Here is a 13,620-nt window from a genome sequence, read left to right as displayed (position 1 = left end):
CGGCGCTGCCGATATTGCCGAAGAACACCTCGCCGATGTGCAGCCCGACATACATCTGGGTCACCGGCAGCCCCTCCCCCGCCCGGCGCGGGTTCAGCTCGGCGATGGCGGCGACCGCCTGGCGCCCGGCGTCGAGCGCCGCGTGGCAGGCTTGGGCGCGGTCGGCCGGCTCGCCGCCATTCGGCCGGAAGATCGCCAGCACGCCGTCGCCGATCAGCTTCAGCACGTCGCCGCCGGCCGCCTGCACCGCCGAGATCACGGCGTCGGCATAGTCGTTGAGCAGCGGGATGATCTGTTCCGGCGGCGCGGTGTCGGTGATCTTGGTGTAGCCACGCAGGTCGCTGAACCACAGCACCGCGTCGATCCGTTCGGCCACGCCGCGGTCGATCCGGCCGGCGAGGACGGAGCTGCCGGCATCGCGGCCGAGATAGGTCTCCAGCAGCGTGCCGGCCATCCGCGCCAGCGTCACCGCCTTCATCGCCATGGCCAGCACCGGCATCAGCCGCAGCAGCGCCGCGATCTCCTCATCCGCGAAGCCGCCGGGCTGGTCGGTGGTCCAGGCCGAGAACAGCCCGTCCCAATCGGCGATCGCCCCCTCCGCCTCGAAGCGGTTGAGGATGCCGAGATAATCGGTCGCCCCTTCTTCCTGGGCCGCGGCCACGGCGTAGAATTCGGCCACGCTTTCCGGCGTCACGCGCCGGCGCATCCACTCCTCGCCGGTGTCGATCAGCAGGTAGAACGGGCTGGCGCGCCACTTCTCTTCGCGCTCGTCGTTGTTGGTGCGGCCATAGCCGGCGAAGGTCGCTTCGGCATCGCCGCGGCGCCAGCGCACGGCGTTGCCCTCATAGACCGGGTGCAGCGTGTCGATCACCAGCAGGCCGCCGGCGACCGGCACACCGGCGAAAATCGCCCGGGCGCAGAAGCCGGACAGCAATTCGGTTTCGGACAGGCCGATCAGGCCGGCCTCGGTGATCCAGTCCGCGAGCGCGGCGAGCTTGGCGTCGTCCATCTGTCATCCTGCGGCCGGAGGCCGGGCGTCCCGTGTTGCCGCAGCTTTACACGATCCCGGCCGGCGGCGCAGCGTCGCGCTCCGAGAGGGAAGCAGAGCGCCGGATTGCCTGTTTGCACGGTAGGACCAGTGGAGATCGAGGAGCCACGGATGTTCGACCATCTGGGAATCGTCTTTCGGGATCTGAAGGCCGCCGGGGCCTTCTACCGCGCGGTGCTGGCGCCGCTGGAGATAAAGCTGATGGAGGATCACACCCAGAAGGACGGTACGGGCTGGCTGGTGTTTTCCACCGGCAAGCCGGAATCGCCCTTCTTCGTGGTCGCGGCCGGCCGGCCCCGCTTCTGGACCGAGAACCATGAGGCCGCGCGCAGCCCCGACCATGTCGCCTTCCGGGCGCCGTCGCGCGCCGCCGTCGACGCCTTCCACGCCGCGGGCCTGGCGGCCGGCGCCCGCAACAATGGTGATCCCGGTGTCCGGCGAGGACGATACTACTGCGCCTTCCTGATCGACCCCGACGGCAACAACATCGAGGCTGGTGTCTACGCCGATGCCTGACTGGGCATCGCCGGGCGTCAGGCATAAGACAAGGTCCGAATAGAGCACGCTGTCTATTTGAGAGGCATACCATGATCGAGACCCATCAAGGAGCCTGGGTCGGACCTTCGATGACATCCGCCTCCACTTTCTTCCGCAGGGTTTCCATGCGGCCCCGCAATACATCCAATTCCGCAATCCGAGCATCAGCCCATTCGACATTGGCTATCGGCAGTTCTCGGGTGAGGGCTCGTCGAAAATCTTCCAAGCTTTCGACGATATCCGCCAATTCCCCTGCTGCGGCGGCCCCGAGCAGGTACGTGTCGTCTTGAAGGAAATCCAAATATTGCGGCCCAAAGTCGAAATCCCCGACATCTACGCGGCCTGCACTTCCATGCAACCTCTGCCCTCGACGTTACACCTGCGCCGAACTAAAAGACCATCGAGCTTAGCCTCGCCGTCCTTCAGAGCAGAAACCGTCCGTCGCAGGAGCAATTGCTTTCGAGCCGCCAACTCCTCGCGCTGACCGTGCTTGCTTGCAAGGATCTCACGCCAGGGAAAAAGGAATGCGGCCACTAGCCCGATGATTGATGCGATCGCCTGGAGCCAGGCGGCCAGGTCATTGTGGCCTCCCTACCCCTTCAGCCCATCGTCCCCGGCACCCGGAAGCTGGCGCGGTACTGAGCCGGGGTGACGCCGAGGCGTTTGGTAAAGACGATGCGCATGCGGTCGGCGCTGCCGAAGCCGCAATCATAGGCCACCGCCTTCAGCGCCCGGTCGCTGCCCTCCAGCAGGTTGCGGGCGGCGTCGATGCGGGCGCGCTCGATGAATTCATGCGGCGTCACCCCGGTTTCCTGCGCGAACAGCCGCGCCAGATTGCGGGCGCTCATCCCCGCCACCTCGGCCAGGGAGTCGACCGTGAAGGCGGCGCCGATGTGCTGCATGACATGGGCCTGCACCAGGGCGATCGGCGACCCGTCGTCCTCCGGCGCGGTCAGGAACGGGCTGAATTGCGACTGGCCGCCCTGGCGCTGCGCCACCACCACCAGCCGCTTGGCCACGGCCAGCGCCACGGCGGCGCCGTGATGTTCCTTCACCAGCGCCAGCGCCAGGTCGATCCCGGCGGTGACGCCGGCCGAGGTCACCAGCGACCCGTCGCGCAGATAGATCCGGTCGTAATCGACCTGCGCCTTGGGGAACATCTCGGCCAGGCGCGGCGCGTTCTGCCAATGGGTGGTCACCCGCCGGCCGTCGAGTAGCCCGGCATGGCCGAAGGCGAAGGCGCCGGTGCAGATCGACCCGTACAGCCCCGCGCGCGATGCGGCGCCGGCCAGCCAGTGCGACAGAACCGGGTCGGCCGGCGCCGTCGGCAGGCCGGGGCCGCCGGCGACCAGCACCATGGAAAAGGGCTCGCCCGCATCCGCGAAGCTGCGGTCGGCCACCAGCTGCATGCCGTTCGAGGCGCGCAGCGGCGCGGTGTCGGCCGCAACCATCAGGGTGCGATAATGGTCGGGCGCGGCGACGAAGCCGTTCGCCTCGGCGAAGACGTCGATCGGCCCGGCCACGTCCAGCGCCTGGACGCCCGGGAAGATGGCGATCGCGACCGTGCGCAGCGGCATGCCGGTTCCCCCTTCCTGTCCCCGTCCCATCCCATGCCCGCGTCCGGCCCGCAATGTCCGATTTGCGCGTGCCTTTGGCAGGAAGCGCTGGCCCGGCCGCGTTGAGGGCACCGGCCCCCGGGGCGCACATAGAAGGGGTCGGCGCCACAGGCGGCCGACACCCCGAACACCGCACCGAAAGGGCCGGATCATGCGCGTCGCCCAGGATGTCATCCCCACCCCCGCCCCGGCAACCGAGCCGGCGTCGGAGCACCGCGACCGGTGGCTCGACCAGGCGCTGGAGGAGACCTTTCCCGCCAGCGACCCGATCGCCCCCCACAGCTTCGACTGACAGCGATTTCAACCGATTTTACGAAGGAGCACGACCATGACCGAGTCCATCGCGGGCATCCGCATCCCCGACAGCGCCATCGCGCGGGAAATCACCCAGCTGGTGCGCGACACCGAGAGCGACCTGCTGTTCCACCATTCGACCCGGGTGTACCTGTTCGGCGCCCTGACCGGTGAGCGCAAGGGCCTGAAATTCGACCCCGAGCTGCTGTATGCCGGCGCCATGTTCCACGACATGGGCCTGGTCGACGCCTATTCCAGCAAGGATCTGCGCTTCGAGGTCGATGGCGCCAACGCCGCCCGCGACTTCCTGCAGCGACACGGCATCGCCCATTCCGACATCGATCTGGTGTGGGATTCGATCGCGCTGCACACCACGCCGGGCATCCCGGAGCACAAGCACCCGGTCGTGGCCTTGGTGACGGCCGGGGTGGAGATGGACGTGCTCGGCCTCGCCTTCCACGACTTCACGCAGGAGCAGCGCCGCCAGGTGGTGAACGCCCATCCGCGCGGCGGCGACTTCAAGAACGGCATCATCGACGCCTTCACCCACGGCACGATCCACAAGCCGCACACCACCTTCGGCAATGTGAAGGCCGACGTGCTGGCCCTGCGCGACCCGAGCTACCAGCGCGTCAACTTCACCGACCTGATCCTGGGTTCGGATTGGGACAGCTGAGAGCCTGACAGGTGTCGGCGGCCTCGCCGGGTGACAGGCCCTGGACGCGGATGGCGTGATCCAGGGCCGTCACGGCGGCGTTGCCGAGATGCAGCGCCTCCAGCTCCCGGATCGCCGCCGGTGCGATCCGCGCTTCGGCGTCGCGCCGGGCGATCAGCGTCGCCGCATCGGTGCCGCCGAGCAGGCCCTTCGGCTCATGCAGGGCGCGGATGCGATAGCGATGATGCAGGTATTGCGGCGACCACAGCGGCACGACCACCCAGCGCCCGGCGGCGACCGCCGCCTCGAACGCGCCGAAGCACTCGGCCTCGGTGCCCGGCGCGAAATGATATCCGGCGGAGCCCAGGCCATAGGCGTCGATCACCGCCCGGGAGAACCGGCTGATGCCGGCGCCGGGATTGATCCCCTGGATCCGCCGCTCCATCCGCTGCAGGGCCGCGGGGGACAGCAGGTCGGCGACCGATGCCACCTCTGCCGCCGGTACATGCTCCGGCACGCCCCACAGGCAATAGGGCTCGTATAGCACGGTCAGCTTCCGGGTCTCGGCCTCGAACGGGGCGAGATAGGCGCCGTGGCTCGCCGGCAGCCAGGCCGACACCAACAGGTCGATTTCGCCCCGGCCAAAGCTTTGGAACATCGCCTCATGCGGTGCAGCCGAGACCTCGACCCGATGCCCGTGACGCTCGAGCACCCGCTGCACCACGGCCGCGCTCGCGGCGTGGAACGACAGGTCGATATGACCAAGGCGCAACGGATCGCTCATCGAACCGCCCCCAGGTCGAGCCGGAACAGCTGCACCGGCCACTCCGTGCGGGATTGGCCCCCATTGAACAGGGCGGCCCGATCCATCTGCGGCGTCGGCAGCCAGATCGTGTGCGCCGCGTCGATGAAGGGGGCGTCGACCCAATGCAGGCGCGAATCCCGGACGACGGTGGTGATGGCGCCATCCTGGGTCCGCCGCTTCAGTGCGTTCTCGGCGAGATCCGTGAAGTAGAGATCGCCGTTCGTGTCCATCACGGTGCCCCCGACGGGCGGCAGGTCTGCCCAGGCCTCGACCTTGGTGGCCAACAGGTCCGACGCGACCCCGGCATCGTCCAGCCAGCGGGTCTCGATGCGCGACCATGGGCCCGGCAGCGGTGCGAAATATAGCCAGCGGCCATCGGGCGAAACCTCCAGCGGATCGCTGTTGACCCGCAGCGGCGTGCCGTCGGGGGCCTTGACCACCCGGCCGTCCAGCCTGATCGGCCGATCCGCAGGAGCCGTCACCGACGGATCGCGATCGAGCACCCGGCGGGCGCTGCCGGTCCGCAGGTCGAGGACGATCAGGCCGGGCCTCCCGGCATCGGTGAGATAGGCCCGGTCGCCGTTGAACCTGACATCGTCGACATAGCTTCCCGGCAAGGCAATCTTCGGCCTGAACGGATATATCTTCGCCACCCGCCCGGTCGACAGATCGATCTTCACCAGCTTCGCGCCACCCGGCAGCGGGTCGCCGCCGAAATCCGGCGAGCCGGTGTCGACCGCCCACAACCCGCCCCGGCCATCCAGGTGGATGGCGTTGACATCGACGAAGGCCTGCGCCGGATCGGTGCCGGGCTGCCACGCATTCCACGCCGCATCGGGATAGGGCATTGGCGTGCCGCCGGCATCGATGCGCCCAAGGGCGGGTCCCTTGGAGCCGGTCCAGCGCGGGCCGGCGACGAACACTTGCCCCTGGTCGACGGCCACGGCATTCCAGATCATCATCCGGCTCTCGGCCGCAATGGCCAGCTGCCCGGCCTCACTTGTCTGTGCCGGCACGGCCCGCATCGGCAGGACCAGGAGGGTGGCCAGGCCGGCGATCAGGACTTTGCGTTTCACAGGCACCTCCGGAGTTGGATCGGGAACCGGAAGGGCGGGTCGCCCTCACCCCCGAGAAATGGCTGCCGGCGGGCGATAAGGGAAATTCATAGTTCTGATTTCATCGATCGCGAATTCGGATGGATAGGCGGGTTGCCGCCGGAGGCATGGACAGGCGGCGCCCGCCGTTCCATGCTCGCGGCATCATGACCGCGACCGCATACAGGATCTGCGCCGCCGACCGGCTGGGCCGGTCGCTGCGCCAATGGCGGGCCCTGCGGCGGGTCAAGCAGGTCCATGCTGCCGAATTGCTGCAGGTGTCGCAGGCGATGGTGTCGCGCTGGGAGGCCGGCACCCAGGTCCCCGATCTCGACGAGCAGGACCGGCTGCGCGCGCTGATGAGCGCCCGGCTGGACAGTGCCGCCGACCACGCCCTCGCCCGGCTCGTCCGCCAATCCCCCGTCAGCCTGCATCTGGTCTGCGACCTGACGCACCGGCTGCTGGCGGCATCGACCGGGCGCAACCGCGACTGGGGCTGCCCACCCGAGGATCTGATCGGCGTGTCGCTGTGGCGCTTCGCGACGCCGGAGATCGTGGCGGCGGAGGCCGCGCTGTCCGACGATGGCTGGTTCGAGCCCGACCCGCCGGCGATCGAGATCGCGACCGGGGCAAACGGGTCGCCGATCGTGCCGATCCGCGCCGGCTGGATGCGCTGGACCCGGTTCCAGCTGTCTGACGGCGCCTTCGTCCGCCTGGCCGAAACGGTCGCCTGAGCGCATCGCGCGACCGGCCCGACAGGGCCATGGAAAGCGTGAATATCTTATTCAGTCGGCTTCTGTATCTCCTCGCTAGGATCGCCCGAACCTGACCCCGGAGTGATCATGCCGTCCCGAAACGCCTGGCTGCCGATCCTGGTGATCTATCTCGCCGGCGTGAGCGCGTCGGCGCAGCTCGGCAAGCTGTCGGCGCTGCTGCCGCTGATGCAGCGCGATCTCGGCCTGGACCTGACCGTCGCCGCGCTGCTGGTGTCGCTGCTGGAGATCGGCGGTGCCACGCTGGGGCTGTTCGCCGGCATCGTCATCAGCCGGGTCGGCGCCCGCCGCGCACTGCTGGCCGGGCTGGCGCTGCTCGCGCTGTCCGCCGCCGGCATGAGCGCGACCAGCGCCGTGGCCGGGCTGTTCCTGTGGCGGCTGGTGGAGGCCGCGGCTTATCTGGCGGTGGCGGTTGCCGCCCCAACCCTGACCATCGCGGTGGCCACCCCGGCGCAGCGGGCGACGGCGCTGGCGCTGTGGAGCACCTTCTTCCCGGTCGGCTTCGCCGTCGGCAGCATCCTGGCGGGTGCTGCGGCCGGCATGATGCCCTGGCGGTTCGTGCTGCTGGGCAGCGGGCTGCTGACCGCCCTGCTGCTGCTGCCGGCCTGGCGGCTGCCGACGCCGCCGCGGACGGTGCGCGCGACCGGCGGCGGCCACCCGTCCCGTGCGCCGGCCGGGGCCTGGCTGATGGCGGTCGGCTTCGCCTGCTACACCGTGTTCGAGGTCGGCATGCTCGCCGTGCTGCCGACCTATTTCACCGGGCGATACGGCCTGTCGGCGTCGGCCGCCGGCCTGGTCACCGGCACGGCCGCCTTCAGCTCGGTGATGGGCGGGATCTTCGCCGCCTGGTGGATGCGCGGCGGCCGGCCGATCGCCGGGCTGGCGGTTCCCGCCATCGTCCTGCCGGCGCTGCTGCTGTTCGCGGTGTTCACGCCCTGGGACGCGCCGTGGATCTGGCCGGCCCTGGCCGCGACGCTGCTGAATGCGATTTCCGGCGCCGTGCCGGCCGTGGTCTTCGCCCGGCTGCCGGAGGTGGTGGGCCCCGGCGGCGATATGGCGACCGCCAACGGCCTGCTGGCCCAGGGCGGCGCCTCCGGCTCGCTGCTGGGGCCACCGCTGCTGGCCGCCGCGGCGACGCATTGGGGCTGGCCGGCCGCGGCCGCCGCCGGCTTCGCCGCCTCGGCCCTGTGCCTGCTGGCGCTGGGCCTGGCCGCCCGCAGCCACGGCGCCGCCGCGGCCGTCAGCTCCCGCTGATCGAACCGGGCGGTCCGACCTTACTTCGCCGCCAGCCGCCTGCGGTATTCGTCGACCGGGACGCCGCCGACGCCCCAATTCTCCAGCGCGACCTCCTCGATCACGACGAAGGTCGCGTCGAGCGGCTTCTGCAGCACGTCGAGCAGCAGCTGGCTGACGCCCTGGATCAGCGCGGCCTTTTCCGCCGCGGTGGCGGCGTCGCGGCCGGGCCCGGAGCCTTCCCGGGTGATCTGAATGGTGACGATCGGCATGGTCGTTGTCCCGATGAGAGATTGAGAAAGAACGGGGCGGCGGCGCCGCCGCCCTCTAATCAACAGTGACCGGGATCACCAATGGCCGGCGTTCTGGCCGCCGTCGACGTGCAGGATCTCGCCAGTCACGAAGCCCGCGCTTTCCAGGTACAGCACGGCGTCGACGATATCGCGGATCTCACCCATGCGCCCGACCGGATGCAGCTTGGCCAGGGCTTCGTGGGACTCTGGCCCATGCATCGGCGTCTTGATGATGCCGGGTGAGACCGCGTTCACCCGGATGCCCCGGGCCGCATATTCGATCGCCAGCGACTTGGTGGCCGAGTTCAGCCCGCCCTTGGTCAGCGACGCCAGGACCGAGGGCACGCCGGCGATCGGCTGGTCGGTCAGGCTGGTGGTGATGTTGACGATGTGGCCGCAGCCCCGCTTCAGCATCTCGGCCAGGGCCAGCTGGGTGATGTGGAAGAAGCCGGCCAGGTTGACCGACAGCACGGCGGCGAAGTCGGCCGGGGTGTAGTCGGTGAAGGGCTTGGCGATGAAGATGCCGGCGTTGTTCACCAGCGTGTCGATCCGGCCGAAGCGCGACAGCCCCTCGGCAACCACCCGCTCCGCGGTTGCGGGGTCGGCGATATCGCCCGGGATGGCGAGCACGTCGGGGTCGCCGCCCTGCTTGGCCGAGCGGGCCGTGGCGACGACGCGGAAATTGCGGTCGCGATAGGCCTGGACCAGGCTGGCGCCGATGCCCTGCGACCCGCCGGTGATGATGGCAACCTTCTGTTCGGAACCCATGATTGCGCCTCGATGATCTGCCTCGACGGGCGAGAGCACCGTCGAACCGGCTCCGCTTCGGCGCCGGTGGTTATGATGTAGGCCCTGCCGGCATTCGATCGAATTCCCGACATACGGCAGACACTCTTCCGCCAGGCGATCGAATGCAAATCAGGTCTTCGTCTCGGCGGACAGGCGGGCGAAATGCGCCCGCAGGCGCGGCACCGCGAAATCGACGAAGGCCCGGACCTTGGGCACCGACAGCCGGCCCTCCGGCGTGATGAGATGGGCCGGCAGCGGTGGCGGCTCGTCCGCGCGCAGCAAGAGCTGCAGCCGGCCGTCCTGCACCGCCTCGGCGACATGGTAGGAGAACAGCCGGGTCACCCCATGCCCCGCGGCGGCCGAGGCCACCGCGGCCCGCACGCTGTTAACGATGACGCGGGGCGTGAACTGCACGGTGCGCGGCAGCGCCGAGCCCTCACCGGGCGGAAAGCTCCAGGACTCCAAGCCGAAATGGGTCATGGAGATGACCTGTTGCAGGGCCAGATCGGCAGGCTGGTCGATGCGCGGGGAGTGGGCGAGGTAGGACGGCGCCGCCGCGACGACCCGCCGGACCTCGCCGACGCGGATGGCCACGAGCGCGGAATCCGGCAGATGGGCGATGCGCAGGGCGACGTCGATGCCCTCGTCGATCATGTTCACCGGCCGGTCGAACAGATAGAGCTTCGCCGACACCGTGGGATAGGCGTCGAGGAAGGCGTCCAGGATCGGGCGCATCAACTCCTCGCCGCTGATCAGGGGGGCTGTGATGGTGATCATCCCGCGCGGCGCCGACCGTTCCCCCGCCGCCAGGATGTCGGCCTCCTCCAGGTCGATCAGCACGCGGCGACAGGCGGCGGCATAGCGCTCGCCGGCTTCGCTCAGCCGGATCGAGCGCGGGGTGCGGTGCAGGAGCTGGACGCCGACATGCGCTTCGAGAAAGGCGACGGCGCGACTGACCGCGGCGGGCGAGCGCCCCAGCCGGCGGCCGGCCCCGGCCAGGCTGCCCTCGTCGAGCGCCGCGACGAAGACCTTCATGGCGTCGATGCGGTCCATTGTTCTTCCGTTTCACGGAATACCGATCGTCAGACACTAGGCATTCGGTCGCGGGGCGCAAGAGTGAGGCGGCCGGACGCGCCAAGTCGGAAGACAGAATTGTTCGGGACTATTGAGACAATATTTCCGAAAGCCGGTATCTCGCCGGAACCTGTGAAATCCGGGAACGTGAATCACCGCCGGCCCATTGCCCGTATAACCCCCACCGATGGGAGCCGATGTGATGTTGGATTTAATCAGGCACGATCGTGTGCTTGTCGTTGAAAACGAATTCGTGATTGCGATGGTTCTGGAACAGGCTCTCTGCGAAGCGGGTTTCGAGGTCGAGGGACCGGTGTTCAAGCTGTCGGAAGCGATGGAGCTGGCCAGCACGGCCCAGCTGGATGCCGCCTTGCTCGACATCGAACTGGATGACGGGGTCACGATCTATCCCGTGGCCGACATCCTGGCCCGCCGGAAGATCCCCTTCGCCTTCGTCTCGGCCCGGTCGCGCGACCAAATCCGGGCGGACCATGCCGACCGGCCGCTATGGCCGAAGCCGTTCGCCCCCGACCGGGTGGCGAAGGTCATCGCCAGCCTGACCGGCCGGAATGTCCTGGCACCGCCCACCACGTTGTGCCCCGTGATCTAAGGCAGCCGCTTAGTTGACCGGCATGCGCAAGGTGAAGCGCGTCCCGTCCGGCGATGACGCGACTTCCAGCGTCCCGCCATGCGAGCGGGCGATCTCCGAGGCGATGTAGAGGCCGAGGCCCAGCCCCTGGCGGGTCGGCCGCGTCGACGCCCGGAAGAACGGCTTGAACAGATGGGGGATCGTCTCGGCCGGGATCGGCTTGCCCAGATTGGTCACGGTCAATTCCAGGGCACCGCCGGCGATGGCGGCATGGACCTGGACCGGCCCGTCCTGCGCGCCATGGATCAAGGCATTGCCCACCAGGTTGGACAGCAACTGTCCGATGCGCCCGCGATCGCAGCGGACGGGCTGGTCGAGGCGAAGATCGGCCTCGATCACCCGCCGCGGATGGGCGGCGCGCAACTCGGCGATCACCTGTTCCAGCATCGGCTGCAACGGCTCCGCCGCCTTCTCCATCGCCAGCCCGCCACCGAGACGGCCGCGCGCGAGGTCGAGCACGTCGTCGATCAGCGCCGCCATCCTGGTCACGCTGTTCCGCACCAGGACGACGATCGCCTGGGCCTTGTCGTCCAGGATGGTCTTGCGGATCTGCATCATCCCGGCGTCGATCGAGGCCAGCGGGGTCTTGAGGTCGTGGCCGAGAACCGCGATGAACTGCTCGCGCAACTCCGCGGTGCGGCGTTCGTCCAGCAGGCTGGCCTCGCTCTCGGCGATCCGCCGATGGGCGTCGAGATGGAAGGCGATCAACTCGGCGAACAGCTTGAACATGCCGATGATCTCAGGCGTCTCCAGGCGGGCCGGCCGCGGGTCGATGGCGCACAGCGTGCCGAAGAAGGTGCCGTCGGGCAGCACGATCGGCATCGAGATATAGCTTTGGAAGTCGTACATCGCCGGCGTGTGGTGCCCGGCGTACAGCGTGCTGACCGCGACATGGTCGATGACCACGGCCTGCCGGCTGTCGCGGATCTCGTCGCAGATCGTGGTCTCGACCTTCAGCTCGCCGCCGGGCTTGAGGCCGAAGGCGATGGTGTCGCGGACGCTGCAGGCGACCCAGCGATCCTCGGTCACCCGCGCCACGGCGGCGAAGCCCATGCCGGTGGTGCGGCACACCACGTCGAGAATGGTCGGAACGGCCTCGATCCGGGCCACGAGGTCGATGTCGGCCCGAAGGTCGAGCGGCAAATTCACTGACGGGTCCAGTTCGATCCAGCGGTCCTTCCGAAGGATCGACACTACGCCAGGACATAGGGTTGCGCCACGCGCGTGAGCGGCGCCAGGTCTGCCTACTTCGGACAGGCGTCGCTGAGGCCGGCGATGCCTTCCTGCTCATGGCTGAAGCGGACCGGCGTGCCATCCGGGCCGATCGTGACCACGAAGATGCTGTCGAAATCGTTGCCCGGCCATTTCGGCACCAGGCTGGGGTCACCGCCCTTGTCCTCGACGATGGCGCGGACCAGCTTGTCGAGCTCCTTGTGCTCCCAGGCAACGAAGACCAGCGCATCACGGTATTTCGGGTCCAGCAGCTCGCCCTCCAGCCCGGCGATGTCGTTGAAGCCGAAGCGGATGTCGATCGGCATGCCCAGGCGGATCGCGGTCGGCAGGATCGTCGCCAGCGGTCGGAAGTAGTTCTGCTTCGGCCCGCCCTTGGGGCCGATCTGGACGCCCGGGTCCGGGGCGAAGATGAAATCCGGCTTGCCGAAGCGCGCCAGCGCGTCGGGCAGCGCCAGCGCCCGGTTCAGGCCCTGGCAGTCGAGCTGTCCGATCTCCTGCTCCGGCTTCTCACCGTGGCGGACGAATACCAGCGTTTCCTGGCCCGGTGCGGCGAAGGCCGCCACCGCGGGCAACATCAACAAGGCCGCCAGCCCGACGGCCTGTGCAATGGCTCTCAACATGGGACCAGACCTCGGTTCGGACGCCCTCTTCCGCATCCGTCATGCCCGAAGCCGGCCGGAAGGGCCAGGGGAATGGCCCTTTGCCGCACTCAGGCGCGATACGGCACCAGGTCCGGCGTGGTCCCGTCGAAGAAATCGACATGGATGTGGTTGCCGTCCGGGTCGTGGAAATTGACCTGGACCAGCCCGGAGCGCGGCGGGCTCGCCAGCTCCGTGGCGATGCCGTGGCGCTGCATCTCCGCCAGGAAATCGTCGAGCTTGCCGCTGCTCTGGAACGCGAAATGCGACAGCTGCACCTGGCCCGGCTGCGGCTGGGTCTTGACCTCGACCAGATGCACCACCGCCTGGGCGCCGAGATACAGCCAGGCGCCGCCGAATGGGAAATTCGGCCGCGGCCCGGGCTCGAGGCCCAGCACGTCGCGGTAGAAATCGATCAGCCGCTTCAGATCCGCGGTCCAGATGTTGACGTGGTCCAGGCGTGTCAGGCTGGTCATGGGCGCTCTCCCCGGCTGGGTGTTCGAGTCATTGGCCCGAGCATAGACCCGGATTGTCCGACCAAAGAAGCCGGAAGCGCGCCTCTCCTCCCCACGACCCCTTGCGCCGAAGGTCGCAGCGGCGCGACAAACGGGGACGGAACCGGCGCGTCGACGCTGGACGGGATTCGGGGGAAGGAGACGGCATGAAGGCCTATGTCATCGGGACCTGCGACACCAAGGGGCGCGAACTGGCCCATGTCCAGGCGCTGATCGAGGCCCGCGGCGTCGAGGCCGTGCTGGTCGATGTCGGCACCCGGCCCGGTGAGATCGCGGCCGATGTCCCCCGCCCCGACGTGTCGGCGCAGGAGGTGGCGCGCCACCATCCCGACGGGCCGGACGCGGTGTTCAGCGACGACCGCGGCCGGGCGGTC

General features: G+C 68.8%; 18 protein-coding genes. 7 read left to right on the top strand and 11 right to left on the bottom strand.

The window, feature by feature from the left end; translation table 11 throughout:
• A partial coding sequence (locus AC3XYG_RS08450) for an adenylate/guanylate cyclase domain-containing protein (RefSeq protein ID WP_489139374.1) occupies nucleotides 1–1,009 on the bottom strand: 1,009 nt, incomplete at its 3' end.
• 150 nt (nucleotides 1,010–1,159) lie between these two features.
• On the opposite strand from AC3XYG_RS08450, the gene AC3XYG_RS08445 reads away from it, so the two are divergent.
• On the top strand, nucleotides 1,160–1,564 hold the full coding sequence (locus AC3XYG_RS08445; protein WP_489139373.1) for a VOC family protein: 405 nt from the start codon (nucleotides 1,160–1,162) through the stop codon (nucleotides 1,562–1,564).
• A gap of 85 nt (nucleotides 1,565–1,649) precedes the next feature.
• Here AC3XYG_RS08445 and AC3XYG_RS08440 read toward each other — a convergent pair whose 3' ends face one another.
• Together AC3XYG_RS08440 and AC3XYG_RS08435 are read right to left on the bottom strand one after the other, a co-directional pair.
• Nucleotides 1,650–1,943 carry a hypothetical protein gene (locus AC3XYG_RS08440; RefSeq protein WP_489139372.1) on the bottom strand — a complete coding sequence of 98 codons (294 nt, stop codon included), beginning with the start codon at nucleotides 1,941–1,943 and terminating at the stop codon, nucleotides 1,650–1,652.
• Nucleotides 1,944–2,184: 241 nt separating this feature from the next.
• Nucleotides 2,185–3,162 (bottom strand): GlxA family transcriptional regulator, encoded by a 978-nt coding sequence (locus tag AC3XYG_RS08435; protein WP_489139371.1) that lies wholly within the window; start codon nucleotides 3,160–3,162, stop codon nucleotides 2,185–2,187.
• A 190-nt stretch (nucleotides 3,163–3,352) separates the two neighbouring features.
• Between AC3XYG_RS08435 and AC3XYG_RS08430 the strand changes: the two genes are divergently transcribed.
• Both AC3XYG_RS08430 and AC3XYG_RS08425 read left to right on the top strand, forming a co-directional pair.
• On the top strand, nucleotides 3,353–3,493 hold the full coding sequence (locus AC3XYG_RS08430; protein WP_489139370.1) for a hypothetical protein: 141 nt from the start codon (nucleotides 3,353–3,355) through the stop codon (nucleotides 3,491–3,493).
• A gap of 36 nt (nucleotides 3,494–3,529) precedes the next feature.
• Nucleotides 3,530–4,171 (top strand): HD domain-containing protein, encoded by a 642-nt coding sequence (locus tag AC3XYG_RS08425; protein WP_489139369.1) that lies wholly within the window; start codon nucleotides 3,530–3,532, stop codon nucleotides 4,169–4,171.
• Here the strand turns inward: AC3XYG_RS08425 and AC3XYG_RS08420 are convergent.
• Both AC3XYG_RS08420 and AC3XYG_RS08415 read right to left on the bottom strand, forming a co-directional pair.
• Nucleotides 4,134–4,934 (bottom strand): glycine betaine ABC transporter substrate-binding protein, encoded by an 801-nt coding sequence (locus AC3XYG_RS08420; protein ID WP_489139368.1) that lies wholly within the window; start codon nucleotides 4,932–4,934, stop codon nucleotides 4,134–4,136. The genes AC3XYG_RS08425 and AC3XYG_RS08420 overlap by 38 nt on opposite strands.
• On the bottom strand, nucleotides 4,931–6,031 hold the full coding sequence (locus tag AC3XYG_RS08415; protein ID WP_489139367.1) for an L-dopachrome tautomerase-related protein: 1,101 nt from the start codon (nucleotides 6,029–6,031) through the stop codon (nucleotides 4,931–4,933). The genes AC3XYG_RS08420 and AC3XYG_RS08415 overlap by 4 nt, the downstream gene beginning before the upstream one ends.
• A 185-nt stretch (nucleotides 6,032–6,216) precedes the next feature.
• On the opposite strand from AC3XYG_RS08415, the gene AC3XYG_RS08410 reads away from it, so the two are divergent.
• Both AC3XYG_RS08410 and AC3XYG_RS08405 read left to right on the top strand, forming a co-directional pair.
• On the top strand, nucleotides 6,217–6,783 hold the full coding sequence (locus AC3XYG_RS08410) for a helix-turn-helix transcriptional regulator (RefSeq protein WP_489139366.1): 567 nt from the start codon (nucleotides 6,217–6,219) through the stop codon (nucleotides 6,781–6,783).
• Nucleotides 6,784–6,891: 108 nt separating this feature from the next.
• The gene (locus AC3XYG_RS08405; protein ID WP_489139365.1) at nucleotides 6,892–8,076 is read left to right on the top strand and encodes an MFS transporter; all 1,185 of its coding nucleotides are present in this window, start codon (nucleotides 6,892–6,894) and stop codon (nucleotides 8,074–8,076) included.
• 20 nt (nucleotides 8,077–8,096) lie between these two features.
• Here the strand turns inward: AC3XYG_RS08405 and AC3XYG_RS08400 are convergent, their stop codons facing one another.
• The 3 genes from AC3XYG_RS08400 to AC3XYG_RS08390 all read right to left on the bottom strand — a co-directional run bounded on the left by AC3XYG_RS08400 (nucleotide 8,097) and on the right by AC3XYG_RS08390 (nucleotide 10,190).
• Nucleotides 8,097–8,327, bottom strand: coding sequence for a tautomerase family protein (locus tag AC3XYG_RS08400; protein WP_489139364.1), 231 nt, complete (start codon nucleotides 8,325–8,327; stop codon nucleotides 8,097–8,099).
• A gap of 75 nt (nucleotides 8,328–8,402) precedes the next feature.
• A complete protein-coding gene (locus AC3XYG_RS08395) occupies nucleotides 8,403–9,116 on the bottom strand; it encodes an SDR family NAD(P)-dependent oxidoreductase (protein ID WP_489139363.1) in 714 nt (237 codons plus the stop codon).
• Nucleotides 9,117–9,266: 150 nt separating this feature from the next.
• Nucleotides 9,267–10,190, bottom strand: a complete 924-nt coding sequence (locus AC3XYG_RS08390) for a LysR family transcriptional regulator (protein ID WP_489139362.1) — start codon at nucleotides 10,188–10,190, stop codon at nucleotides 9,267–9,269.
• A 274-nt stretch (nucleotides 10,191–10,464) separates the two neighbouring features.
• Between AC3XYG_RS08390 and AC3XYG_RS08385 the strand changes: the two genes are divergently transcribed.
• A complete protein-coding gene (locus tag AC3XYG_RS08385; protein WP_489139361.1) occupies nucleotides 10,465–10,821 on the top strand; it encodes a response regulator in 357 nt (118 codons plus the stop codon).
• A 9-nt stretch (nucleotides 10,822–10,830) separates the two neighbouring features.
• Here AC3XYG_RS08385 and AC3XYG_RS08380 read toward each other — a convergent pair whose 3' ends face one another.
• From AC3XYG_RS08380 to AC3XYG_RS08370, 3 genes are all read right to left on the bottom strand, one after another.
• Complete coding sequence (locus tag AC3XYG_RS08380; protein WP_489139360.1) at nucleotides 10,831–12,009, bottom strand: GAF domain-containing sensor histidine kinase; 1,179 nt, start codon at nucleotides 12,007–12,009, stop codon at nucleotides 10,831–10,833.
• 95 nt (nucleotides 12,010–12,104) lie between these two features.
• On the bottom strand, nucleotides 12,105–12,713 hold the full coding sequence (locus tag AC3XYG_RS08375) for a hypothetical protein (protein WP_489139359.1): 609 nt from the start codon (nucleotides 12,711–12,713) through the stop codon (nucleotides 12,105–12,107).
• A gap of 89 nt (nucleotides 12,714–12,802) precedes the next feature.
• Nucleotides 12,803–13,207 (bottom strand): VOC family protein, encoded by a 405-nt coding sequence (locus AC3XYG_RS08370; protein ID WP_489139358.1) that lies wholly within the window; start codon nucleotides 13,205–13,207, stop codon nucleotides 12,803–12,805.
• Between the two features lie 185 nt (nucleotides 13,208–13,392).
• Between AC3XYG_RS08370 and AC3XYG_RS08365 the strand changes: the two genes are divergently transcribed.
• Nucleotides 13,393–13,620 (top strand): Tm-1-like ATP-binding domain-containing protein (locus AC3XYG_RS08365; RefSeq protein ID WP_489139357.1); only part of this gene is annotated, 228 nt, incomplete at its 3' end.

It is taken from the genome of Inquilinus sp. (assembly GCF_057815775.1).
Note: the sequence above shows the minus strand (reverse complement) of the source record. Positions and strands in the feature narration are given on the sequence as shown.